At 63.1% G+C, this 25,204-nt stretch carries 19 protein-coding genes; 9 read left to right on the top strand and 10 right to left on the bottom strand.

Going from position 1 to position 25,204, the window contains the following annotated elements; translation table 11 throughout:
- Nucleotides 1-242 precede the first annotated feature (242 nt).
- The 6 genes from NKJ06_RS10670 to NKJ06_RS10695 all read left to right on the top strand — a co-directional run bounded on the left by NKJ06_RS10670 (nucleotide 243) and on the right by NKJ06_RS10695 (nucleotide 5,123).
- Nucleotides 243-956: an ABC transporter permease gene (locus tag NKJ06_RS10670; protein WP_352628365.1), complete on the top strand. Its 714-nt coding sequence runs from the start codon at nucleotides 243-245 to the stop codon at nucleotides 954-956.
- On the top strand, nucleotides 956-1,765 hold the full coding sequence (locus NKJ06_RS10675; RefSeq protein WP_352628217.1) for an ABC transporter permease: 810 nt from the start codon (nucleotides 956-958) through the stop codon (nucleotides 1,763-1,765). Before NKJ06_RS10670 ends, NKJ06_RS10675 begins: the two co-directional genes overlap by 1 nt.
- An 88-nt stretch (nucleotides 1,766-1,853) precedes the next feature.
- Complete coding sequence (locus tag NKJ06_RS10680; protein WP_352628218.1) at nucleotides 1,854-2,855, top strand: Ldh family oxidoreductase; 1,002 nt, start codon at nucleotides 1,854-1,856, stop codon at nucleotides 2,853-2,855.
- A 69-nt stretch (nucleotides 2,856-2,924) separates the two neighbouring features.
- Nucleotides 2,925-3,380: a hypothetical protein gene (locus NKJ06_RS10685; protein ID WP_352628220.1), complete on the top strand. Its 456-nt coding sequence runs from the start codon at nucleotides 2,925-2,927 to the stop codon at nucleotides 3,378-3,380.
- A gap of 195 nt (nucleotides 3,381-3,575) precedes the next feature.
- Nucleotides 3,576-4,028: a DoxX family protein gene (locus NKJ06_RS10690; RefSeq protein WP_352628221.1), complete on the top strand. Its 453-nt coding sequence runs from the start codon at nucleotides 3,576-3,578 to the stop codon at nucleotides 4,026-4,028.
- 117 nt (nucleotides 4,029-4,145) lie between these two features.
- Nucleotides 4,146-5,123: a complex I NDUFA9 subunit family protein gene (locus NKJ06_RS10695; protein WP_352628222.1), complete on the top strand. Its 978-nt coding sequence runs from the start codon at nucleotides 4,146-4,148 to the stop codon at nucleotides 5,121-5,123.
- A 31-nt stretch (nucleotides 5,124-5,154) separates the two neighbouring features.
- Here the strand turns inward: NKJ06_RS10695 and NKJ06_RS10700 are convergent, their stop codons facing one another.
- A complete protein-coding gene (locus NKJ06_RS10700; protein WP_352628223.1) occupies nucleotides 5,155-6,522 on the bottom strand; it encodes a cytochrome P450 in 1,368 nt (455 codons plus the stop codon).
- A 209-nt stretch (nucleotides 6,523-6,731) separates the two neighbouring features.
- On the opposite strand from NKJ06_RS10700, the gene NKJ06_RS10705 reads away from it, so the two are divergent.
- The 3 genes from NKJ06_RS10705 (at nucleotide 6,732) to gyrB (ending at nucleotide 12,644) form a co-directional block, all read left to right on the top strand.
- Entirely contained in the window at nucleotides 6,732-7,301 is a 570-nt protein-coding gene (locus NKJ06_RS10705; RefSeq protein WP_352628224.1) for an NADPH-dependent FMN reductase, read from the top strand.
- A 91-nt stretch (nucleotides 7,302-7,392) separates the two neighbouring features.
- Nucleotides 7,393-10,011: a caspase family protein gene (locus NKJ06_RS10710; protein WP_352809758.1), complete on the top strand. Its 2,619-nt coding sequence runs from the start codon at nucleotides 7,393-7,395 to the stop codon at nucleotides 10,009-10,011.
- A 161-nt stretch (nucleotides 10,012-10,172) separates the two neighbouring features.
- The gene (gene gyrB / locus NKJ06_RS10715) at nucleotides 10,173-12,644 is read left to right on the top strand and encodes a DNA topoisomerase (ATP-hydrolyzing) subunit B (protein WP_352628226.1); all 2,472 of its coding nucleotides are present in this window, start codon (nucleotides 10,173-10,175) and stop codon (nucleotides 12,642-12,644) included.
- A gap of 14 nt (nucleotides 12,645-12,658) precedes the next feature.
- On the opposite strand, the gene NKJ06_RS10720 is transcribed toward gyrB, so the two are convergent.
- The 9 genes from NKJ06_RS10720 to NKJ06_RS10760 form a co-directional block, all read right to left on the bottom strand.
- Complete coding sequence (locus NKJ06_RS10720; RefSeq protein ID WP_352628227.1) at nucleotides 12,659-14,134, bottom strand: hypothetical protein; 1,476 nt, start codon at nucleotides 14,132-14,134, stop codon at nucleotides 12,659-12,661.
- Nucleotides 14,135-14,267: 133 nt separating this feature from the next.
- The gene (locus NKJ06_RS10725; protein ID WP_352628228.1) at nucleotides 14,268-15,665 is read right to left on the bottom strand and encodes an NAD(P)(+) transhydrogenase (Re/Si-specific) subunit beta; all 1,398 of its coding nucleotides are present in this window, start codon (nucleotides 15,663-15,665) and stop codon (nucleotides 14,268-14,270) included.
- Nucleotides 15,666-15,671: 6 nt separating this feature from the next.
- Complete coding sequence (locus NKJ06_RS10730; RefSeq protein WP_502905605.1) at nucleotides 15,672-16,097, bottom strand: proton-translocating transhydrogenase family protein; 426 nt, start codon at nucleotides 16,095-16,097, stop codon at nucleotides 15,672-15,674.
- Nucleotides 16,097-17,371: a Re/Si-specific NAD(P)(+) transhydrogenase subunit alpha gene (locus NKJ06_RS10735; protein ID WP_352628230.1), complete on the bottom strand. Its 1,275-nt coding sequence runs from the start codon at nucleotides 17,369-17,371 to the stop codon at nucleotides 16,097-16,099. Before NKJ06_RS10735 ends, NKJ06_RS10730 begins: the two co-directional genes overlap by 1 nt.
- A gap of 84 nt (nucleotides 17,372-17,455) precedes the next feature.
- Nucleotides 17,456-17,680, bottom strand: a complete 225-nt coding sequence (locus NKJ06_RS10740; RefSeq protein WP_352628231.1) for an aa3-type cytochrome c oxidase subunit IV — start codon at nucleotides 17,678-17,680, stop codon at nucleotides 17,456-17,458.
- A gap of 204 nt (nucleotides 17,681-17,884) precedes the next feature.
- Entirely contained in the window at nucleotides 17,885-18,034 is a 150-nt protein-coding gene (locus NKJ06_RS10745) for a DUF3096 domain-containing protein (RefSeq protein ID WP_013528205.1), read from the bottom strand.
- A 115-nt stretch (nucleotides 18,035-18,149) separates the two neighbouring features.
- Complete coding sequence (locus NKJ06_RS10750) at nucleotides 18,150-18,920, bottom strand: N-acyl amino acid synthase FeeM domain-containing protein (RefSeq protein ID WP_352628232.1); 771 nt, start codon at nucleotides 18,918-18,920, stop codon at nucleotides 18,150-18,152.
- Between the two features lie 236 nt (nucleotides 18,921-19,156).
- Nucleotides 19,157-21,472, bottom strand: coding sequence for a putative bifunctional diguanylate cyclase/phosphodiesterase (locus NKJ06_RS10755; protein ID WP_352628233.1), 2,316 nt, complete (start codon nucleotides 21,470-21,472; stop codon nucleotides 19,157-19,159).
- A 135-nt stretch (nucleotides 21,473-21,607) separates the two neighbouring features.
- Nucleotides 21,608-25,102 (bottom strand): indolepyruvate ferredoxin oxidoreductase family protein, encoded by a 3,495-nt coding sequence (locus tag NKJ06_RS10760; RefSeq protein WP_352628235.1) that lies wholly within the window; start codon nucleotides 25,100-25,102, stop codon nucleotides 21,608-21,610.
- Nucleotides 25,103-25,204 lie beyond the last annotated feature (102 nt).

Genomic DNA, 25,204 nt, shown 5'->3' on the forward strand with positions numbered 1-25,204 from the left:
CGCGCAAACGGAAAATACCACGATATATCTACGAAGTACTTCTATTTTCACATTTACGGCGGGGGCGCGGCGAAGTCTAACTGACAATCCTCCCATGAGCCGCGGGGCAGGGCGTCACCGCCATGCCCCTCCTGCCCGATCTTTCCCAGGCATGTTTGCCGCCGACGTAGCCGTCGGCGGTTAGAGCCAGCACTTCGGGGGCAACGCTGATCGACGCACTTCTTTCGGCCTCCGCGGCCGGCATCACCGAACTTCTCTCGCCCTACCCGCCGGGCTGGGGCGGGACTCTTTTGGTTGGACTGCTCCATTCGATCGAGATCGCGCTGGGCGCTACATGCCTCGGTCTCTTGATCGGCACCGGCGGTGCCTATGGCAAGCTCTATGGCGGTCCGGTGGTGCGCGATCTGCTGGCGGTCTACACCACCATCGTGCGCGCCGTGCCCGAACTGGTGCTGATCCTGCTGCTCTATTATGCCGGTACCGACCTGATCAATCAGGCGCTGACGGCCATGGGCTATCAGCGCGTCGACGTCAGCGGCCTCGCCGCCGGCATCGCCGTGCTCGGCTTTGTCCAGGGCGCCTATTCGACCGAGGTGATACGCGGCGCGATCCTGGCCATTCCGCAGGGCCAAATTGAAGCCGCTCGCGCCTATGGAATGTCTCCCGGCCTGCTTTTGCGGCGCATCACCTTGCCGGCAATGCTGCCCTTCGCCATACCGGGCCTCGCCAATCTCTGGCTGATCGCCACCAAGGACACCGCGCTGCTGGCGGTCGTCGGTTTCTACGAACTGGCGCTGGCAACGCGGCAGGCCGCGGGCGTCACAAAGGCCTATTTCACCTTCTTTTTCGCCGCGGGCGTGCTCTATCTGCTGTTGTCACTGTTCTCGAACCTCCTCATCGGCCGGGTCGAGGCCTGGTCGCGGCGTGGCATGCCTTCGCTGAAGGAGGCGCGCTGATGGCTAACGAGGCGGCCATCATCAACGTCGTCGCGCGAACGTCGCTGTGGCTGCAGCCGCACCGCATCGTGCTGATCCTGATCGCACTCGGCCTGGTTCTGTCGGCGGCCTTTTTCATGCGCTGGGACTGGCTGCCGCAATATTATGAAATGGGCTTGATTGGCATCTGGCGCTCGCTGTGGATCCTGGCTGTCACCTGTGTGCTGGGCTTCCTGCTCGCCGTGCCGCTCGGGCTGGCGCAGGCCACAGGCTCCTTCTGGTTCGCCGCGCCCGCCAAGGTGTTCTGCACGGTGATCCGGGGCACGCCGCTGCTGATCCAGCTGTGGCTGCTCTATTACGGCCTGGGTTCGCTGTTCCCGCAATATCCGTGGATCCGTGGATCCTGGATGTGGCCGTATCTGCGGCAAGCATGGCCCTATGGCGTGCTGGCGTTGACCTTGTCTTTCGCCGGTTACGAAGGTGAAGTGATGCGCGGCGCCTTTGCCGGCGTGCCGAAGGGGCAACTCGAAGCCGCCCGAGCCTTCGGCATGAGCCGCTGGAAGGCATTCCGGCGCATCTGGCTGCCACAAGCCATCTACCGTGCGCTGCCGACGCTGACCGGCGAGACCGTGCTGCAATTGAAGTCGACACCGCTGGTGGCGACGATCAGCGTCATCGACATCTTCGCCGTTTCGTCCAAGGTGCGGCAGGATACCTACCTCACCTACGAACCCTTGCTGCTGCTGGCGCTGATCTACATGACGATCACCGGTATTCTGGTCTTCGCCTTCAGCAAGATCGAAGCGCGCATCCCGAACAAGATCGGCTAGTGAGTTAGCGAATAGCGAATAGTAAGCACTCGATATTTCCGCTATTTCCGCTACTCGCTGTTCGCTATTCGCCCAGGAACTCATTGTGATGCAACTCAGTCTCGACCAGGCAAAAGGACTGTGCCGGATGGCGGCACTTGGCGCCGGCGCCAATGAGGAAGCGGCACAATCGCTCACCGCTTCGATCATCGCCGCCGAGTCGGAAGGGCTTTCCTCCGTCGGGTTTTCGCATTTCATCGATTACCTCGAGGCGCTGGAAGCCGGACGCATCGACGGCAACGCAGATCCGGTGATCACCCGGCCGGCGTTGGCGATCTACCTCTCCGATGCGCGCGGCGGGCTGGCGCATACCGGCTTCGACCGCACCATCGACGACCTCGCCAAGGCGGCAAGACTGTTCGGCGTCGCCATCTTCTCGCAGAAAAACGCCTATACGTGCGGCGCGCTCGGCTATTTCACCGGCCGGCTGGCAGCACAAGGGCTGGTGTCGTTCGCCGCCACCAATGGGCCGGCCGTGCTTGCTGGCTCGGGCTCCGTCAAGCCGGTCTACTGCACCAACCCGATGTCGTTCGCCGCGCCCGCTGCCGACGGCGCGCCGCTGGTCATCGACCAGTCGTCGAGCGCCACCGCTTTCGTCAATATCCGCAAGGCGGCCGAGGACGGCAAGACAATCCCCGAAGGCTGGGCGCTGGACGCCAGCGGCAACCCGACCACCGATCCTGCCGCCGCCATGAAGGGTGCCATGCTTGCCTTCGGCGGCCAGCGCGGCGCCAACATCGCGCTGATGGTCGAAGTGCTGGCGGCGGGCCTGTCAGGTGCCAACTGGTCGCTCGACGCGCCGTGGTTCAGCGGCGGACCGGACAGCCCCGGCACGGGGCTGTTCGTGCTTGCAGTCGAGCCCAAGCTGCTCGATCCGGATTTCGAGCAGCGGATGAAGGACCAGCTCGACCGGCTGCGGCGGCGCTTCGGCGTGCATGTGCCCGGCCGTGCCCGCGCCGAAGCCGCCGAGAAGGCGCAAGCGCGGGGCATCACCGCGTCCAAGGCCGTAGTGCAGCGCATCTCCGAATTCGCCGCCCGCTATTCTTCCTGAATAAACCGTTAGACATCAGATAGTTATCTCAGATCTGCCCGTCTGAGGCGCGGCGCGGCGCGATTTTCTTTGCGCGCCGCTGAACCTTTCCGCGCCCTGCTGCGACCCACCTTTGTCCAGGGCAAGGCGAGCTTGCCCGATCCACACCGAGGGAAGCAGCAAACCGAAAAGCGAAGCCTGTTTCACGCAAAGGATCATCCTTTGCGCCTCGGAAAACTCAACCCAAATCAAAAGGAAATTGTCATGACCAACACCAAGATCACCATGCTGACCGCCGTCCTTCTTCTTGGCTCGTTCATGGGCGCCACGCAGGCAGCCAGCCTGAAGGCCGCGCCGGTCAAGCCGTCCAGCCCTGGCGTCATCACCGCCCCGAACGGCGGCGCCACCGAGGATCATTACTGCAAGAACGGCCATGCAAAATTCGCCAACTGCAGCGCCGATTTTGTCGCGGCCTGCAAGAAGGTCGGCGGCACCATGTCGGATGTTCAGGGCTGGGGTGGGCGTACTTGCTTCACGCCCTCCTGATACCGTCTCAGGTCAGGCCGCTCCGTCGGCCCCTGACTTCGCATGGATGTCACCCGGAAAACCCCGCTTCGGCGGGGTTTTCTGCGTTTCGCCTGCGCAATGCTGAAACTTTCTTATTTAGGTCAACTTTTGTTTATTTGACTTCATCCGACCTGATCGGCCGTTTGCGCTGATTGAGCAAACAGAGGAGCCATAATGTCGGCAAGCACGGACAATCCCCGCAACAGCCTTGTCATCCCAGCCCTTGGCAGGTTTTGCGCAGCCTTGCACGATGGCGCGGAAACCGTTCTTCGAGTCGTTGCCGGTGCATTTCTCGCCATCCATGGCTCGCAGAAGATCACCAATCCTTTCGGCGCCGCCGAGATGGTCGAAGGCCTCGGCTTTTATCCGGGCGCCTTATGGTCGTTGCTTCTGGCCTGCACCGAATTCTTCGGCGGCATTTTCATCGCCATCGGGTTTTTGACGCGGCCGGCCGCCTTTGCCGGCCTGTTCGTGCTGCTGGTCACGGTCTGGTTCCACTGGGTGACCATGGACCAGGGTTTTTCGGGCGCTGAAAAGTCGCTGCTGTGGGCGGCGATCCTGCTGTTCTGCGTCATTCGCGGCGGCAACCGCCATTCGGTCGACGCCCGCATCGGCAAGGCGTTCTGACAAGGTTGGAATTGCTCTGAAAACAAGGGCGGCAGCGACGACGCGTCACCCTTTGCCTTTGGCGCGAAACCGATTATGAAACGGCTTCAGCCAAGCTTGCGAGCGCCGGAGCCAGCCATGACCGAAATCCTGCAGACCCCAAAGCTCGTCGTCGTCTTTGGCGGGTCAGGCTTTGTCGGCCGCCATGTCGTGCGCGCACTGGCCAAGCGCGGCTATCGCATCCGCGTCGCCTGCCGGCGGCCCGATCTTGCCGGCCATTTGCAGCCACTTGGCAATGTCGGCCAGATCCAACCAGTGCAGGCCAATGTGCGCGTGCGCTGGTCGGTCGACCGCGCTGTGCAGGGTGCCGACCATGTCGTCAATCTGGTCGCCGTCCTGCATGAGAGCGGCCGGCAGAAATTCTCCTCCGTGCACGAGTTCGGCGCCCGCGCCGTGGCCGAGGCAGCGCGCGCCGTCGGCGCCGGCCTTACCCATATTTCGGCACTTGGTGCCGATCTGAACTCCGGATCGAACTATGCGCGCACCAAGGCGCTCGGCGAAAAGGCGGTTCTGGAGACGATCAAGGACGCCGTGATCTTCCGGCCGTCGATCAATTTCGGGCCCGAGGACGCCTTCTTCAACCGCTTCGCCAACATGGCGCGCTATTCGCCGGTGCTGCCGCTAATCGGCGGCGGCCAGACCAAGTTCCAGCCAGTCTATGTCGGCGACGTTGCCGAAGCGGTGGCGCGCTCGGTCGACGGCAAGGTCGATGGCGGCCAGATCTACGAACTCGGCGGGCCCAAGGTGCTCACCTTCAAGGAGTGCATGGAAGAACTGCTCGACGTGATCGAGCGAAAGCGCCTGCTGGTGCCGGTGCCGTGGTGGGTGGCCAACATCCAGGCCTCGATCCTCGGCCTCTTGCCCAATCCGCTGCTGACCAAGGACCAGGTGATACAGCTGCGCGAGCACAACATCGTGTCGAATGAGGCCGCCAAGGCCAACCGGACACTCGCCGGGCTCGGCATCCAGCCGCAATCGATCGCGACGATCCTGCCCAGCTACCTCTGGCGCTTCCGCGCCGCCGGTCAGTTCCAGCAGCGCAAACCCGCAGCTTAATTTTCATTACCACAGCTTGAAGGTGTCACGCCTATCGAGGCGTGACCTGCATCGGCAAACCACCTTGTGGTTGCGTGGTCAGCTTCTGCACCGGCCAGGGTTTCGTTTCAGCGGTAGTGTCGAAGCGGAAGCGCGACAGGATGATGGCTAGCGCGATAATCGCCTCCTGCATGGCGAAGCTGGCGCCGATGCAGACGCGAGGGCCCGCGCCAAACGGCAGATACTGGAAGCGGTCGATCTTTTCGCGATTTCCCGGGTGGAAGCGCTCCGGCAGGAAGGCATCCGGCCTGTCCCACAGTTTCCGGTGGCGATGGACGACCCAAGGCATCACCAGCACGGCGGCGTGTTTCGGGATATAGAGATCCTTCCACATTTCCGGTTCGATCGGCTCACGGTTGATCGACGGCGCCGGCGGATAGAGCCGGAGTGCCTCGTCAAAGGCAGCGCGCGTCAGCGGCATGGCATCGAGCCACTTCGTCGGATCGGGCTCGCGCGCCAGCACCTGGTCGATCTCCTGCTCGACCCGGTTGCGCTCCCACGGGGATTCCGCAAGGCAATAGAGCGTCCAGCCAAGCGCGCGCGCCGTGGTTTCATGACCGGCGCCGATGAAGGTGATGATGTTGTCCTCGACCTCGGCCCGCGTCAGCCCTTCGGGGCCTTCGGCCTTGAGCAGCAGCGTCAGGAAATCCTGCGGCACGGCATCGGGATCACGCTTGAATTTCTCTTCGCGCATCTTGACCGTGTCGGTGACGATCTTGCGGAAATAGGCCATGGTCTTGCGGCCGCGGATGCGGGTCAGGCGAGGCAGCCAGTCGGGCGCGCGCAACAGGTCGAGCGGGTCGACGCGGCCCATGGTCTCGAACAGACGGTCGATCTCGTTGCCGAAACTGCCCGGCTCGCCTGATATCTCGCCGGAAAACAGCGTTTCGGCCAGGATGTCGTAAGTGAGCAGCGTCATGTCATGGGCAATGTCTGATATGCCGCCCTCTTCGTAGCGGGTGACGAACTCCCGCGTGCGCCTGAGCATCGGCTGGGCGAAGCCGAAGATGTGGCGCGGCGTGAACACCGGCGCCATCGCCTTGCGCGATCGTTTCCAGACCTCGCCCTCTGCGGTCAGCAGGCCATCGCGCAGGATCGGCCGCAGGATTTTCTGGCGCACAGTCGCCATCTTGTAATTCTTGGCGTTGTCGACCAGCACATGGCGGATCAGGCCGGGATCGTTGGCAACGATGAGATGTCCACCAACGCCACTCGCCGAAATCCAGGGCTGGTTGTAGGTATGCTCTCCCCACAGTTCGAGCGGGTTGCGGTAGACGATGCGGATCATCTCCAGCGTCGAGGGCGGCGTTGTGCGCGGCTTCGGCGCCGGGGGAACGAAGGGGGCGGGCTGGATGTCCATGGGCTGCTCCGCTGACACCTTAATGTAGTGGCTGGCGATCCGGGCGTCCATGTGACCGAACGGCAGGCACGAACCATGCGACCGGGGACGTGCGGCAGACAGCCCGTTCAGACAATTGTGACCGCCTCCTGGCGGTGTCGCCTTGTCCGCGGCCATGGCCTGCCGTAGGTCACGGTCACCAACAGATACTGCCAACGAAGGAGCCAGCCTTGAAGCACCAGTTGAACATCATCATCGGCAGCACGCGGCCAGGCCGCGCCGGACCGGTTTTCGCCGAGTGGCTGGAGAGGTTCGCGCGCGAGCATGGAAAATTCGAGCCGGTGCTGACCGACATCGCGGCGTTCAATCTGCCGGTGCTGGACGAGCCGCACCATCCAAGGCTTGGCAAATACCAGAACGACCATACCAAGGCCTGGTCCAAGGCAATCGATGCCGCCGATGCCTTCGTGTTCGTGGCGCCGGAATATAATTATTTCGTGGCGCCGGCGATCGTCAACGCGATCGACTATCTGCTGCGCGAATGGAAATACAAGCCCGCCGGCATTTTCAGCTATGGCGGCGTATCCGGCGGTTTGCGCGCGGCGCAGGCGCTCAAGCTACTGCTGACCTCGGTGGGCGTCATGCCGATCCCGGAAGGTGTCGCGCTGCCGATGTATCAGAAACTGCTCGACGAGAAAGGCGCTTTCAACGCCAGCGAGCAGGTGCAGGGTGGAGCCAAAACCATGCTCGACGAGTTGTCGCGCTGGAGCGAGGCGTTGAAGTCGATGCGGGCTGCCTGAACGCGCCGGCTTTCCACCAAAAGCCCGGCTTGCTCATGCCATAAAGAGGTGGAATGTTCGCGCAAATGAACGAGCCGGGGGGCAGTTCGACTTGCGCTTGCTATTTGCCTTGCTGCTGATGCTGATGACCACCGCCACCGCGGTGGCGGAACGGCGCGTGGCTCTGGTCATCGCCGATGACGACTACCGCCTGGTCCGACCACTCGCCAATCCGGTCCATGACGGCGAGGCGATGGGAGCGGCGTTGAAGAAGCTCGGCTTTGAGGTCGTTCTCGAAACGAATCGCGATCTGCGGCGCATGCGCCGCGCGCTCGACGATTTTCGCGAGGATGCCAAGGGCGCCGACGTTGCGCTGGTCTATTTCTCCGGCCACGGCGTCGAAATCTCCGGCGACAACCGGCTGCTGCCCATCGACGCCGACGCCTCCTCGCTCGAAGCGCTGGAGGAGACCAGCCTGCCGCTGGAAGAGGTGCGCGACACCGGAGCCGCCACTGCCAGGGTCGGCCTGATCATGCTCGACGCCTGCCGCAGCGATCCGTTTTCGGGCACGATGAGCGAAGGTCGAGGTGCGACATCGCTGGCAAAGGATGTCGCGGAGAAAGCCCGGCCGGGTCTCGGCCGGATTGGCCGCGCCGAAAACATCCTGTTCGCCTTTTCAGCCGCACCCGGTGAGACGGCTGCCGACGGCACCGGCCAGAATTCGCCGTTCACGACAGCGCTGACCAAATATCTCGGCACCGACGGGCTCGAGATCCGCTCGGTGCTGACGCTGGTGCAGCAGGAGGTCTATGACCTGTCACGTGGCAAACAGCTGCCCTATGTCGAGAGCGGCCTGCCAAAACTGTTCTTTGCCGCAGCGGCCAAGGAACAGCTGCCGGAGCGTGAACGCCTGCTGCTCGCCATGGCCGATGTGACGCCGGAGATGCGCGGCGAGGTCGAGCAGATCGCCAGCGATGCCGACATGCCACTGGCGCCGCTCTATGGCGCGCTGATCAGCTCCGACAGCAGCCATTTGTCGGCGGACAGCCTGAACGCCCGGCTGCACGAAGCGGCCGACGCCTTCGTCAAGGTCCGCAGCGAAATGAGGACGCTCGCCTCCGACGATCCGCAAGTGACGGAACTGCGCCGGCAGGCCGAGGAGCAGCTATCGCTCGGCGCCTTCGATGGCGCGCGCGCCATCCTCGCAAGGGCCGCCGACATCGACAATGTTTCGCGCAACGCCTTGAAGGCCAATTTCGTCAGCCGCACGCTGTCCGAGGCGGCGACGCGTTTTCTGTCCGGCGGTGCGGCACGCGCCGATCTCGACTACGCCACGGCCATCAAGGACTATGAATCGGTGCTGGCCCTTTACGGCGAGGCCGGACAGACCTCGCTGACGCTGGACGACGCCGACCGCCAGATCCGGACGCTGGACGACCTCGGCAAGCTCTACACCCTTATCGGCAACACCGATGCGGCAGGCCGCGCCTTTGCAGCGCTGGTATCCAATCTCGAGCTGCGTTCGGCCCAAGAAACCGATCCGAGCGTGAGGCGCGATTTCGCCGTCAGCCACATCAAGCTCGGCAACATCAGGCTGGTGCAGGGCGACCTGCCGGAGGCGCTCGAGAATTATCAGGCCGCCAGAACCATGCTCCGGGATTTGACCGCGGCCGAGCCCGATCATCTGCCATGGTTCGGTGACTTCGCCATGGCCGACGACAAGATCGGCAATGTGCTGGTGACGCAAGGCGATCTGGCTGGAGCCTCGCAGGTCTACCAGGAAAGTCTGTCGATCAAGAAGCAGCTTGCCGACAACGACCCCGAGCGCGCCGAGCTGCAGCGCGACCTGACCATCAGCTATGACGAGATCGGCGCTTTGGCGCGCACTGCCGGCCAGTTGGACAACGCCCAGGCGGCCTATGAAGAGAGCCTGAAGGTCCGATTGGCGCTGGCCGACAAGAAGCCGCAGGATGCCGAGCGGCAGCGCGATGTCTCGGTCAGCCATACGACGATCGGCGACCTCAAGCGCGAGCGGAGCGATGCGGTGGGCGCACTCGCGGCCTATCGGGCAAGCCAGGCGATCGTCGAACGATTGGTGGACCGCGACCCGGACAACAGCGAGCTGACGCGCGACCTGTCTGTCGGCAATGCCAAGATCGGCAATGCGCTGAGCGACCAGGAGAAATGGCCGGATGCGCTGTCGGCCTACAGGCAAGCTCTCGAACTGGCCCGCGTGCTGGCGGCCAACGACCCGAACAACACGGATTGGCAGCGCGACCTCTCCGTCAGCCTCGAAAAGGTCGCCGGCATTCTGGAAATACAAGGCGACCGGGCGGGCGCGCTCAAGGCCTACACCGACAGTTTCGTCATCGCCGACCGGCTGGCGAAGCTCGATCCTGCCAATGCCGACTGGCAGCGCGACCTGTCGATCACGCTGTCCGAAATCGGCACGCTCAAGGGCAAGCAGCGCGACTTCAAGGGCGCGCGGCAGGCCTTTCAGGATAGCCTCGACATCCGCCAGCAGCTTGCCCAGTCCGACCCGAACAATGCCACCTGGCAGCGCGACCTTGTGGTGGCCATGATCGATTACGCTCAGGTCGCCAAGAACCCCAAGGCCGTGCTTTCCCAAGCGCTCGACATGACGCTGGAACTTGATCGGACCGGGCGGCTGGCGCCGCGATACAAGTTCATGATCAAGTTTCTCAGGGACCGGCTGGCCAAAGCCAGATAAGGCCTGGCGAGAGCGTGTCATGGACAGCCGTCTCATTCCCCGGGGGATGCTTGCAAACCTTGGAAAAACCGCCTTTAGCGCCTATATCTAGTCCATATTAGAGGCGCGATTCGGGGCCGATTTTTCGCGCCGTGCGAGCGGCATCCAGACAACAGGTTTTCATGAGCGATCATATCGACAATACCACCGGCGCTGAAGCCGAATACGGCGCCGATTCCATCAAGGTTTTGAAGGGGTTGGATGCCGTGCGCAAACGCCCCGGCATGTATATCGGCGACACCGACGACGGTTCCGGCCTGCATCACATGGTCTATGAGGTGGTCGACAACGCCATCGACGAGGCGCTGGCCGGCCACGCCGACCTCGTCACCGTGACGCTCAACCCCGATGGTTCGGTCACCGTGATCGACAATGGCCGCGGCATTCCGACCGATATCCACACCGGAGAAGGCATTTCCGCGGCTGAAGTGATCATGACGCAGCTGCATGCCGGCGGCAAGTTCGACCAGAATTCCTACAAGGTGTCGGGCGGCCTGCATGGCGTCGGCGTCTCGGTGGTCAATGCGCTTTCGGCGTGGCTGAAGTTGAAAATCCGCCGCAATGGCCAGATCTTCGAGATGAGCTTCACACATGGCAATGCCGACGCGCCGCTGAAGGCCACCGGCAGCTATGAGCAGGACAAGCAGCCCGGTACCTATGAAGGGCGCAGCGGCAGCGAGATCAGCTTTTTCCCGTCGTCCGAGACCTTCACCATGGTCGAGTTCGATTTCGGCACGCTGGAACACCGGTTGCGCGAGCTCGCCTTCCTCAATTCCGGCGTGCGCATCGTGCTGACCGACGCCCGTCATGCCGACGTCGTGCGCCATGAGTTGCACTATGATGGCGGGCTGGAAGAATTCGTCAAATATCTCGATCGGGTCAAGAAACCGCTGATCGACAAGCCGATCGCCATCAAAGCCGAGCGCGACGGCATAACCGTCGAAGTGGCGATGTGGTGGAACGACAGCTACCACGAGAACGTGCTGGCCTTCACCAACAACATCCCGCAGCGCGATGGCGGCACCCATCTGGCCGGTTTTCGCGGCGCGCTGACGCGTCAAATCACGGGCTACGGCGAATCCTCTGGCCTGACCAAGAAGGAAAAGGTCTCGCTGATCGGTGACGATTGCCGCGAAGGCCTGACTGCGGTGCTGTCTGTCAAGGTTCCCGATCCGAAGTTCTCCTCGCAGACCAAGGACAAGCTGGTTTCGTCGGAGGTCCGCCCCGTCGTCGAAGGCTTGGTCAACGAAGCGCTCGGCACCTGGCTGGAGGAGCATCCGGCAGAGGGCAAGGTGGTCGTCGACAAGGTAATCCAGGCAGCTGCGGCGCGCGAAGCGGCGCGCAAGGCGCGCGACATCACCCGCAAGAGCTCGCTCGGCGTCACTTCCCTGCCCGGCAAGCTGGCCGACTGCCAGGAACGCGACCCGGCGAAATCCGAAATCTTCATCGTCGAGGGCGATTCCGCCGGCGGCTCGGCCAAGGGTGGGCGTTCGCGCCAAAACCAGGCGATCCTGCCCTTGCGCGGCAAGATCCTCAATGTCGAGCGGGCGCGCTTCGACCGCATGCTCGGTTCCGACATGATCGGCACGCTGATCACCGCGCTCGGCACCTCGATCGGCAAGGACGAGTTCAACGCCGACAAATTGCGCTACCACAAGATCATTCTGATGACCGACGCCGACGTCGACGGCGCCCACATCCGCACCTTGCTGCTCACCTTCTTCTTCCGGCAGATGCCGGAGTTGATCGAGCGCGGCCATCTCTACATCGCCCAGCCGCCGCTCTACAAAGTGACGCGCGGCAAGAGCTCGCAATACATCAAGGACGAGAGCGCCTTCGAGGAGTTCCTGATCGGTTCGGGGCTGGAAGAAGCGTCGCTTACGCTCGGCTCCGGCGAGGTTCGCACCGGGCAGGACCTGCGCGGGGCCATCGACGACGCGCTGGCCGTGCGCCAGCTGATCAACGGCCTGCACACCCGCTACAGCAGAGGCGTGGTCGAACAGGCCGCGATCGCCGGCGGGCTCAACCCGGACGTCTTCACCGATCTCGGCCGCGCCAACGCCATGGCCGAGCGGATCGCTAAACGCCTCGACATCATCGCCGAGGATACCGAGCGCGGCTGGACCGGCCGCATGTCGACCTCGAACGAAGGCGTCGGCGGCTATGTGTTCGAGCGCACGGTGCGCAGCGTCAAGGAATACGCGCATCTCGATCTTGCGCTGATCAATTCGGCCGATGCTCGCCAGCTCGACCGCTACGCACAGCGCCTCAGCGAGGTCTACGGGACGCCACCGGTGCTGCGCCGCAAGGATGTCTCCGAAACCATCTCGGGGCCGCTGGCGCTGCTCAACGCCGTCTTTGCGACCGGCCGCAAGGGCCTGACCATGCAGCGCTACAAGGGTCTGGGCGAAATGAACGCAGAACAGCTGTGGGAAACCACGCTCGACCCGAATGTGCGCTCGCTGCTGCAGGTCAAGGTCAATGACGCGACGGACGCGGATAGTCTGTTCTCGCGACTGATGGGCGACGAGGTCGAACCGAGGCGCGAATTCATCCAGGACAACGCGCTGTCGGTCGCCAATCTGGATATCTGAGCCCCGATCGGTTTCTACGCTTGCCGGCTCGCCGGCGCTTTCGCCTGGCTCGGCTCCAGTTTACGACCGAGGTCGACAGCGTCGCGCAGCACGGCAAGGTGCGAGCGCGGCCGAGCACCGGCGACCTCGACGCCGGTCGCTGTCAACGACCAGTACAGAGTGTGGGTGAAGATGCGGCCGCGGGAGCTGCGCAACTCGACCTGGATATTCTCCACGCCCGGGCCGAAATTCTCAGACATCGGCCCGGAGATCGGATCTCCCGTCAGCCAGCCATCGCCGCGGTCGAAGATGTTGGTCCACCGCGTCGCGGCAAACACCGCGCCATGATGCACGGCGCGCTGCGGTTTGCCTGAAGGGCTGCGTCCCTCCTGATAAAGCACAGTGCCTCCGGCCGACGCCCCTTCGGCGATTGGCGGGCATGTGGAGAACAGCCGTTCGGCAACGCCGCGCCGGAATTCGGCAAGATCATGCGTCACCAGAAATTCACTGTGGGTCAGCGGGCTGCCGAGCGTGATGAAATCGCTGATCTTCCATGGCAGCGGATGGTCGGCATCCGCGGTTCGGAGTTGCCGGTAGAGTTCCCATTGATCGCGTCGGAAGCCGGCGAGATCATCCAGCCTGTCGGGCCACGCCGAACCGTCGGCAACAAGCGTCGCCTTGTCGATGGCGCGGATCGCCTTCAGTTTCGTCTTGTCGCGGATGGCCTCCAGTTTTCGGGGCCTGAAATCGGCCCACAATATCTGCAGGAGATCATAGGCGATCATCGATCCAAGGCTGTGCGACACCAGCACGATCCGGTCGTAACTATCATCCATCATCAGACGTTTCAGCAGCCTCAGGCCCCGGTCGCGGATCAGCGCGCGCTTCTCCACCGTCGCTGCTTCGGCGCGCACATAGGCCGCGACATCGCCGAAATAGGGAAGGCCGAACCGATCCACCGCCCAGATGATCAACGAGGCCAGGATGGTGACGAGCAGGCCGGCGGCCAAGGAGATATACTGCTGCCAAACCGACGTCGCGAGCGCGAGCGCCGCGCACAGGACGACGATGACGGCAAGAAGCGTGACGAGGTAGAGCTTGCGGGCGTCGGGCGGAATGTCGGCGGGCTTGCGCCACAGCAGGTTTGTCACCCAGGCGGCAAGCCGGCCCCGCGTCGTGCCCTGCGTGATGTCGGCCCAGTAAAGCTCGTAGAAATCGGTGCGACGGCCATCGATATCGTAGGGCGTGGTGATGCGGCGAAGTTCGTATGAATTGGTCCGGCTGTCGGGTGTGATCCAGCTCTGGTTGATCTTCGCGCCGGCGGGGTCAGCCGGATCGGCGACATGGGCATAAAACGGCGCGCGGGCGGGGTCATGGCTCCAGACAGCCTGGACAAAGCCGCGCAGCGTATCCATCGGCCGCTGTTCGCCCATGCCGTGCACGATCACCACCGCCTGGCCAGGCTTGCGCGGCGCTTTTCCGGTGGGCGGCGATGCGAAGGGGTCGGGCACCAACGTCTCCGTTGACGACAATCCCGTCGACGGGACAGGAATTCATCATCGTAGCCCCGAACAGCCGACGCGCCAAGAAAAAGCCCGGCACGAGGCCGGGCGCTCCTTGGCTTATCTCAGTGCCGATCGCCGATCAGTGATCCATGGCCTTGACGATTTCCTCGGTCATCTTCTTGGCGTCGCCGAGCAGCATCATGGTGCCGTCCTTGTAGAACAGCGTGTTGTCGATGCCGGCATAGCCGGAACCGAGCGAGCGCTTGACGAACAGGCAGGTGCGCGCCTTGTCAACATCGAGGATCGGCATGCCGTAGATAGGGCTGCTCTTGTCGTCGCGCGCGGACGGGTTGGTGACGTCGTTGGCGCCGATGACATAGGCGACGTCGGCCTGCGCGAACTCTGAGTTGATGTCCTCGAGCTCGAACACTTCGTCGTAAGGCACGTTGGCTTCGGCGAGCAGCACGTTCATGTGGCCGGGCATGCGGCCCGCCACGGGATGAATGGCGTATTTCACGTCGACGCCGTTAGCTTTCAGCTTGTCGGCCATTTCGCGCAGCGCGTGCTGGGCCTGGGCGACCGCCATGCCGTAGCCGGGCACGATGATCACCTTCTGCGCGTTCATCATCAGGTAGGCGGCATCGTCGGCCGAGCCCTGCTTGACCGTGCGCTCGATGCCATCGTCCGCCGCTGCCGCGGTTTCACCGCCGAAGCCGCCGAGGATGACCGAGATGAAGCTTCGGTTCATGCCCTTGCACATGATGTAGGACAGGATCGCGCCGGACGAGCCGACCAGCGCGCCGGTGATGATCAGCGCCAGATTGCCGAGCGTGAAGCCGAGTGCGGCCGCCGCCCAACCCGAATACGAATTGAGCATCGACACGACCACCGGCATGTCGGCGCCGCCGATCGGAATGATGAGCAGGATACCGAGCACCAGCGACGCCGCGACGATCAGCCAGAACACCAGCTTCGATTCCGTAGTGACCAGAAGCACGATCAGCACGATCAGCGCGATGCCGAGGGCGGCGTTGATGAAGTGGCGGCCGCCGATCATGATCGGCTTGCCGGACATGCGGCCGTCGAGCTTGAGGAAGGCGATGACCGAGCCAGTGAAGGTGATGGCGCCGATGGCGACGCCAAGGCTCATCTCGATCAGGGCCTGGGCATGAATGTCGCCATCCGTGCCGATGCCGAAGCTTTCCGGGGCATAGATGGCGGCGGCAGCCACCATGACGGCGGCGAGGCCGACCAGCGAGTGGAAGGCGGCGACCAGCTGCGGCATCGAGGTCATGGCGATGCGGCGCGCGGTGACGGCGCCGACGCTGCCGCCAATGGCAAGACCGAGCACGATCAGGCCGAAGCGGCCCGCCGACGGGGTTGCCAGCGCCAATGTGGTGGCGATGGCGATGCCCATGCCGATCATGCCGTAGAGATTGCCCTGGCGGCTGGTGGTCGGGTGCGACAGCCCGCGCAGCGCCATGATGAACAGGACGCCGGAAACCAGATAGAGGAAGGACGCGAAGTTGGCGTTCATGGCGCTCTACTTGTCCTTCTTCTTGTACATGGCCAGCATGCGCTGGGTGACGAGGAAGCCGCCGAAGATGTTGACCGAGACCAGCATCAAGGCGACGAAGCCGAAGCCCGCGGCGATGCCGGAGGCCGCGATGCCGACGGCAAGCAATGCGCCGACGACGATGACCGAGGAGATGGCGTTGGTGACGGCCATCAGCGGCGTGTGCAAAGCGGGGGTCACCGACCAGACGACATAATAGCCGACGAAGATCGCCAGCACGAAGATGGCGAAACGGAAAACGAAGGGATCGATGGCGCCGCCGGACAAAGCGTGCGCGGCATCACCCGCCGCCTCGGCGCCGCCGGGCGCGGGCGCCATATTCTGCACCGCCAGCCGAACGGCGGCGGAGGCCTGGTCGAGCTGGTCGAGGGCTTTCTGCAGGGTCTGATCCATCACGCAATGCCTTTCGACTTCGACGAGGGCGACTTGGGTGTGGCCGGTTTCTTGGGAGCGGCCTTCTTCGGCTTGGCCGAAGCGTCGGCGACCATGGTTTTGGCCGGGATCGCAGCCGGCTCGACATGAGGCGGCTGGTCGGCCTTGACGAAAGCAGGGTGCACGATCTTGCCGCCATCGGTCAGCATCGTCGCCTTGACCAGATCGTCATCGCGATTGATGGCAAGCGTCTTCGTCGTCTTGTCGACCAGCGTCTCGAGGAAGGCGAACAGGTTCCTGGCGTAAAGCAGCGAGGCCGACGCCGCGATGCGGCCGGGTACATTGAGGTGACCGACGATCTTGACGTTGTTGGCCGTGGTGACGACCTGACCTGACACAGCGCCCTCGACGTTGCCGCCGCGCTCGACCGCCAGATCGACGAGCACCGAACCCGGCTTCATCGAGGCGACCATCGCCGCCGACACCAGCTTCGGCGCCGGCCGGCCGGGGATCAGCGCCGTGGTGATGACGATGTCCTGCTTGGCGATATGCTCGGCCGTGAGTGCCGCCTGCTTGGCCTGGTATTCCCTAGACATTTCCTTGGCGTAGCCGCCGGCCGTTTCGGCGGCCTTGAATTCCTCGTCCTCGACCGCGAGGAACTTTGCGCCGAGCGAGGCGACCTGTTCCTTGGCGGCGGGGCGAACGTCGGTGGCGGTGACGACCGCGCCAAGCCGGCGCGCGGTGGCGATCGCCTGCAGGCCGGCAACGCCGACACCCATGATGAAGACTTTCGCCGCCGGCACCGTGCCGGCCGCGGTCATCATCATCGGCAGCGCCCGGTCATATTCCGAAGCGCCGTCGATCACCGCCTGATAGCCGGCGAGATTGGCTTGGCTGGAGAGCACGTCCATCGACTGGGCGCGGGTGATGCGCGGCATGAATTCCATCGAAAAGGCAGTGACGCCGGCCTTGGCCAGGGCTGCTACAGCGGCATCATTGCCATAGGGATCCATGATGGCGATGACCGCAGTGCCCGGCTTGTAGCTTTTCAGCTCGGCATCCCCAGGCCGGCGCACTTTCAGCACCACATCGGCCTTGGCGATATCGGAAGCCTTGCCGATGGCGGCACCGGCTTTAGCGAATTCCTCGTCGGGGATGCGCGACCGCGTGCCGGCACCGGTCTCGACGACGATTTCGAAGCCCAGCGCCGCCAGCCGTTTCACGGTATCGGGCGAGGCCGCGACGCGCGGCTCATTGGCATCGAGTTCACGAGGGATGAAAACCGTCTGTCCCACCGCATGATCCTTTCGGCCGGAAGCTCGTTCCCGCAAGACGCCGGCCGGCCTCGCGGCGGCGCCGTGGACAAGGTGTCGGAAAATCTATCGGAGGATAAAGGCGCCGGCGGCCAGAATCAGAACGAACAGGATGGTCGCCGAGAAGAAGCCGCCCGCGAAGAAGCCGAAGGCCATCGCCAGAAGCAGGGCGCCGCAGAAAAGCGATCCGTATTTGGCCAGCATGAGGAAGCCCGCATAGGTGCGGTCATGCTCGGCATAGTCCATCTTCGCGCCCAGTTCGACAGGACCGGTCGGCGAGTGATCAGCCATAGGAATACCCCTTCGAAGACATCTTTCAGGCACATAGCGAAAAGCCGGGCCGAGAGCAATGGCGCTATTGCCGCATCGCAGCCGACAACTGCCTCAAAGGAAACTTGAAGCCGGCTGCCGACGTGACGCCGCGCTCGACACTGGGTCCGGCCGCCTGATGTGGAAAGATACTTCGAAAGCGTCGAGGCGGGCGCTTGCGCTGCCTCAACCGGCAAGATGCGGGAAAAGCCCAAGCAGTCCGACGACGATCAGATAGAGCGCGACGATGTAGTTCAACAGCCTTGGCATGACGAGGATCAGCACGCCGGCGATCAGCGAGATGAGCGGGGTGAGCGCAAGCGTGGAAATGGTCATGTCGGGTTCCTTCTGGCATATCTGTCGACATGGAGGCGCGGAACGTCAACGCGCCGCCATAATCAGAACGCCTATCCGGCCGGAAAGCTCCGGAGGCTCCGCAAAATACGGAAGCTCAGGCGGCGTCGCGATAATATTTCGCTGTTGGAACAATCGACAGGGGTGTCAGTCGGTTGATGGCCGGATTGGCAAACATCAGCCGCTGTTCCATCGGCGTCGACCTGAAGAATGGGAACCGTTCGAGGGTCAGTCGCATATTCTCGCCGGCGGGAATTTCGAACAGCGCGATCGGGGCAAGAACGCCCGGAAATACTTTCCCCTCAGTCCTTTGCACGGCATTGAAGTAGCGGGCATAAAAATTGGAATGCTCGATCTTGACCGGCGTAAGCACCGAGTTCTGGCCAAAGTAGCGCGAGGCCACCATGGCAAGCCTGAGTGTCAGGAAAGGCAGCACTCCGGGCGCCGGCGCACCGTCAGGATCGGCTGCGAAGCGGGTTCCGTCGATGAAGGTTTCTCCGCGGGCAAGTCGCTCGATCAGTATTTCCGGATAGGCATCGACGGAGGGCGAATCCGGGTGCTCGCTGGAAATATAATGGAAGCGGATCGTGCTGACCAATTCGCCATAGCAATAGACACCGAACCGGTAGGAATTGGGCAGATTGTCCCAGCGATCCTCGAACATCCCACTGGCGATTGGGCCGCACATGCCTGAGCGCAGATAGGATTTATAGCGAAGCCGGTAAATCGCCTCCAAATCCTCGCCCCCGGTAACGAGGCGATAATCGACATGCTCCAGCAGTTGCATAATCGATCGATTCAGCACCGAATCGCCGGCTGCGCTGACCGCGCCGGAGGCTTTCCTTGCAGCCCTTGCAGCATCCATCATCTGTCCTCGAAATTCCACCTACGGATAAGCTATTCGAGTGAAAATGAGACACAAGCTGAAATTTAGATGTTGTTGATTTACCTTGTGTTAACCTTAACAGGTGAGCGCCCACTTGAGAATGTCTTTTGGTGAGGAATGCGCTGCGAGAAGGATGTGGATCATTGCCTCCAAGACATCGCACCTCCATCAACACAGGTGCGTGAGCCAGGCCAACGCTTGGGCTGTCGATCACGGCGCTAACTGGCTGTCCGTTTGCCAGCGAGACGCAGGTCAGCGGCGAAAGGCCAAGTGACATTCGACATCGTCTCGATACCCGACGCACTGAGCGCGGCACCGAACAGGAAGCCTTGCACGAGATCGGGTTTGACCTGCATGGCCAGGATCTTGAGCTGCTCGAAGGTCTCTACGCCTTCGACGGTGACGGAAAGTCCCAGCGGCCGCGACAGGTTGACGATGCCCTTGAGCAACTCAAGCGAACGCGGGTTCTGGGTGACGTCGATCAGGAACGAGCGGTCGATTTTGATCTTGTCGAGCGGCAACTTATGCAGATAGCTCAGGCTCGAATAGCCGGTGCCGAAATCATCGAGCGCGATGCGCACGCCAATCTGCTTCAATTCCTCGATGTACTGGCGTGTCAGCGACTTGTCGTCGAGCAGCGCCGTTTCGGTGACCTCGATTTCCAGCCGGCCAGCGGCGAGGCCGGAATTCGCCAGCGCATCGCGAACCTTCTGGATGACATCGCGGCTGCGGAAATCCTTGGCGGAGAGATTGACCGAGACGCTGGTCTGGTCGGGCCATTTGGCGCATTCGGTACAGGCTGCCTGCAGCACGAAGGTGCTGATCTCGGAAATGATGCCCATTTCCTCGGCCAGCGGAATGAAGATGCTGGGCGAAATCGGCCCGAGATCGGGATGGTCCCAGCGGCACAGCGCCTCGCAACTCGCGATGCGCATCGTGTTCATTGCCACGATCGGCTGGTAGACCACTCGCAATTCCTTGCTTTCCACCGCGCTGCGCAGATCCGCCTTCATCAACTGACGGTTGCGGAACGCGGCGTCCATTGCCGCCTCGAACAGCCGCCAGCCGTTCTTGCCGAACTCCTTGGCCTTGTAGAGCGCCAGGTCCGCTTTAACGATCATGGCATCGGCATCGGTATCCTTGACATGCGACAGCACCGCGCCGCCACTGGTCTGGATGCGCAGCCCGTGACCGGCGACGTCGACTTCTCCTTGCAGGCCGGCGAAAATCTCGTCGAGCTGGCTGGTCAGATGGCTCTCATCCTCGACGCGGTCGAAGAAGATCATGAACTCGTCGCCGCCAAAACGGCTGACCGTGATGCCTTGCCCGGCAATGGCGGCAAGCCGCTCGGCAACGGCATAGATCAACCCGTCACCGATCGGATGGCCAAGCGTGTCGTTGACGCTCTTGAAATCGTCGAGGTCGAGCACCGCCAGGCCGCAGAGCCGGTCGCGATCGCCGGACGCCATGGCCTCGCCGACCAGTTCGTGGAAATAGGCACGGTTGGGCAGGCCGGTAAGATTGTCAAAGCGCGCCATGAAACGGATCTTGTCTTCCGCCTCGACGCGGGCGGTGACGTCCTCGAAGGTGATGACGCCCAGTTCCTGGCTGCCTTCGCGTGCCGAAAATTCATAGTGCTGGCCGTTGGCGAGGGAAACGAGCACCTTGCGGTCGCGGCCCTCGCGCAGGGCGCGAGTCAGCTGAGCCTCGATATAGCGGCAATCCTTTGGCGCCAGCATGCCGCCGGCGACACCTCGCATCAACAGACCATGGATCGACCGACCAAGCAGCGCATCCCCGGACTTGAGCGACATCAGATGGGCAGCTTCGGCATTGGCCACCGCCACGCGGCCGTTGGGGCCGAGCATGACGAGGCCGTGCGACATCGTGTTGAGTGCGCGATCGAATCTGAGCGCGAGCTTCCTCGCTTCCTTGTGGCCGATGACCGCCGAGAAAAGCACGTCGCGAACGTGGTCGGCGCTGTTGATCGTGACGAAAGTCAACGGAATGATCATCAACCCGAGGACAACCGAGGGGACATCCATGCGCAGCAACAGTGCAAGTGCTGCAGGACCAATGAAGGTCACGGAAAAAATCCGCACCATGAGCGGAGATCCGTAGTTCCGGCCAACAACCGTCACCAACGTTGCGATGGCCAGCGACGTCGCGGCAAGTTCGGCAAAGGGGTCGGGATAAACATAGATAGATATGAAGCACAGCGCGCCCAGCCCGAGGCCCTGCAGGCTGCCCTTGAGGATGTAGTTGCGCTCCCACCGCTGCGCCTCCTGGACGTCGGCTATCACACCGCCCGCCTTCCGGAAGCGGCGAATGCCGAAATAGCGGAAAAGGCAGATAGACAGCAGGGCAAAAGAGAAAGCCAAGAACAACGGATTGTGCGTGCGCAAATAGATCATGAATCCGAGGATCCAGTAGCACACGCCGCCAATCACCAGCATGTGAGCGTTGTCGAACAACGACCGCACAAACTGGATATAAACATCCGCTGGGATGTTTTCGGTTTTTGTTCTGCCCATATCGTCGGCCCAACGCTAGGCCTCGTCATCCCACATCCGCCTTAAGAAAGGCTTAGAACAGTGGTTTTGGCTCGGCTGCGAAGGAGCGCAAAAGCAGGACAGACCAGGAAATCAAGCTTCAGGTAAACAAGGCCTTCATTCGGCGGCCTGAAGTGCCGGCCCCGCCGGTGCGTTTGCAAGGCGCTGGAGCAACCGGGAGCGCTCGCCGGCTGCCTTTTCGGCGCTGGCCTGCCTGACATGGCCATAGCCGCGAATGAGGGCCGGCACCGAGGCAAGGGCAACCGCCGCATCGGCCTTACCCGGCGCCAGCGATTTGACGATTAGCTCCAGATCCGCCTCGTACTGTGCCAGAAGCTGTCGCTCCATGCGCCGCTCGGCGGTGTAGCCGAACAGGTCGAAGGCCGTGCCGCGCAGGCCCTTCATCGCCGCCAGCACGCGAAAACCCTTCATCATCCAGGGGCCAAAGCTCGATTTCCTCGGTTTGCCGTCGTTGCCGCGGCGGCCCATGATCGGCGGTGCGAGATGGAATTCGAGTTTGTCGTAGCTCTGGAATTGCTTGCCCAATTCGGCGGCAAACGAGCCATCGGTGTAGAGCCGCGCCACCTCGTACTCGTCCTTGATCGCCATCAGCTTGAACAGGTTCTTCGCGGCGGCTTCCGACACCGCGGTCGAACCAGGCACGGCCTTCGCTTCGGCGGCGCGCAAAACGGCCAGTCTTTCGGAGTAGCGCTTGCCATAGGCGGCGTTCTGATAGGCGGTCAGGAAGGCGGCGCGGCGGCCAATGATGTCGTCCAGCGTCTCGGCAACCGTCCCAGGCTGACCGGGCTTTCCAGCGACGGTTGGGCCCGGCTGGGCGACAAGGCCGCGCACGAAGTCCGGTTGATGGGCGGCACGACGGCCCCAGCGGAAGGCGGCAATGTTCATCGCCACGGCTTCGCCATTGAGCTCGATCGCCTTCTCGACCGCTTCGGCGGACAGCGGCAAGCCGCCGTGCTGGAAGGCAAAGCCCAGCATGAACATGTTGGCGCCGAGCGAGTTGCCGAACAGTGCCGTGGCTGTGCGGGTGGCGTCGAAGAAATGCGCCTTGTCGTCCCCGGCAGCGGTGCGGATCGCTTTCTTCAGCCGCTCTATCGGCAACGAGAAATCAGCCGAACGGGCAAATTCACCGGGCATGATCTCGGCGGTGTTTGCGAGGAAGATAGTGTGGTCCTCGCGCACCGCGGTCAGCACCTTCTTGGCGCCCGACACGACGAGATCGCAGCCAAGCACGAGATCGGCCTTACCGGCCGAGACGCGGATGGCATGGATGTCGTCCGGAGTGCGGGCAATGCGGACATGCGTGAACACCGAACCGCCCTTCTGGGCGAGGCCGGCCATGTCGATCATCCCGCAGCCCTTGTCCTCGAGATGGGCGGCCATGCCGAGCACCGCACCGACCGTGACGACGCCGGTGCCGCCGACACCGTCGATGATCGCCGCCCAGCCCTGTTCGCCAAGCGGGAATTCGGCGGGCGTCGGTACGCCGTCGAGCGGGTTGGCCTTGCCGGCAAGGCCTTCGGCCTTGCGGATCTTGGCGCCGTGCACGGTGACGAAGGACGGGCAGAAGCCGTTGACGCAGGAGAAATCCTTGTTGCAGCTCGACTGGTCGATCCTGCGCTTGCGGCCGAATTCCGTCTCGACCGGCTGGATTGAGACGCAGTTCGACTGCACGCCGCAATCGCCGCAACCTTCACAGACCAGTTCGTTGATGAAGACGCGCTTGTCGGGATCGGGAAAGGTGCCGCGCTTGCGGCGGCGGCGTTTTTCGGCGGCGCAGGTCTGGTCGTAGAGCAGCACCGAGACGCCCTTGACGTCCCGCAGTTCGCGCTGGACCAGATCGAGGTCATCGCGGTGATGGATGGTGGCGCCGGCCGGGAATTCGACCTTCCCGGCATATTTGTCGGGCTCATCGGTGACGACGGCGATGCGGGCGACGCCCTCGGCCCGCACCTGCCTGGCGATCATGTCGACGGTCAGGCCACCTTCGTGCGGCTGGCCGCCGGTCATGGCGACGGCATCGTTGTAGAGGATCTTGTAGGTGATGTTGGCGTCGGTCGACAGCGCGAAGCGGATCGCCAGCGTGCCGGAATGATTGTAGGTGCCGTCGCCGAGATTCTGGAAGATGTGCTCGCGCTTGGAGAACGGCGCCTGGCCGACCCATTGCGCGCCCTCGCCGCCCATCGCCGTGAACCCGAGCGTGTTGCGGTCCATCCACAGCGCCATGAAGTGGCAACCGATGCCGGCTGCAGCGATCGAGCCGTCCGGCACCTTGGTGGACGAATTGTGCGGGCAACCGGAACAGAAGAATGGCGTGCGCGAGCCGATGTCGGTGGCGTCGGCGAGCATTGCCTGGAACTGGCGCAGCTTGGCCACTCGGGCCGAGATTTCCTCGGACGGACCGATGGTCCTGACGATCCTCTCGCCAAGCGCGATGGCGATCTCGTTGGGGTCGAGCGCGCCCTTGGCCGGGAACAGCCAGTCGCCGCGCTCGTCCTTCTTGCCGATAATGACCGGCTGCGTGGCGGTACCGTAAAGGCTCTCGCGCAGCTGCACCTCAATCAGCGAGCGCTTCTCCTCGACGACGATGATGGTGTCGAGACCGCGGGCGAAGTCGGCGATATGATGCAGGTCGAGCGGCCAAGGGCAGCCGACCTTGAACAGCCGCACGCCGATGCGGTTGGCGGCCGCCTCGTCGATGCCGATGTCCTCAAGCGCCTGGCGAACGTCGAGATAGCTCTTGCCCAGCGTGATGATGCCAATCTTCGGGTTGCGGCCGCCCGAATAGACGATGCGGTTCAGCCCGTTGGCATGGATGAAGGCGGAAGCCGCGGCACGCTTATGCTCATGCAGCCGCTCCTCCTGGCCGAGCATGTCGATCTCGTGGCGGATGTTGAGACCACCGGGCGGCATGTCGAAATCCGGCACGACGATGTTCAGCCGCTCGAGCGAGGCATCGACCGAGGCTGTCGATTCGATGTTGTCCTTGACGCATTTGATCGCCGCCCAGGTGCCGGCAAAGCGCGACATGGCAAAGCCGTAGAGCCCGTAATCGATGATCTCCTGGACGCCGGCCGGGTTGAGGATCGGAACCATCGTGTCGACGAACAGGAATTCGGTGGCATGCGCGTTGGTCGACGATTCGGCCATATGGTCGTCGCCCATCAAGGCGAGCACCCCGCCATGTTTCGACGATCCGGCGAGATTGGCATGGCGGAACACATCGCCGGAGCGATCGACGCCCGGCCCCTTGCCGTACCAGACCGAAAAGACGCCGTCATGGGTGCCCTCGCCCAGCAGTTCCGTCTGCTGCGCGCCCCAGCAAGCGGTGGCGGCCAGCTCCTCGTTGAGGCCTGGCTGGAAGACGATGTCGGCCTGGGCGAGCTGCTTCTTGGCCTTCCACAGCTGCATGTCGAGGCCGCCGAGCGGCGAACCGCGATAGCCGGAGACAAAGCCGGCCGTATTTAGGCTGGCGCGGCGGTCACGCTCGCGCTGCATCAGAAGCATGCGGATGACCGCCTGCGCGCCGGACAGGAAGATGCGCTCCTTTGCGAGATCGAACTTGTCGTCGAGCGCGACGTCATGCAGCGTCATCAGGAATTTCCTCTGCGGAGGCCGCACGGGGGCAGGCAGCCAACGTCGGGGTCGGATGACGCATCCTTTCTTCCCTTGCAAGGCAGGTCAAACAAAATCGCA

The sequence above is a fragment of the Mesorhizobium sp. M0293 genome (genome assembly GCF_040321735.1).
Classification (GTDB): domain Bacteria; phylum Pseudomonadota; class Alphaproteobacteria; order Rhizobiales; family Rhizobiaceae; genus Mesorhizobium.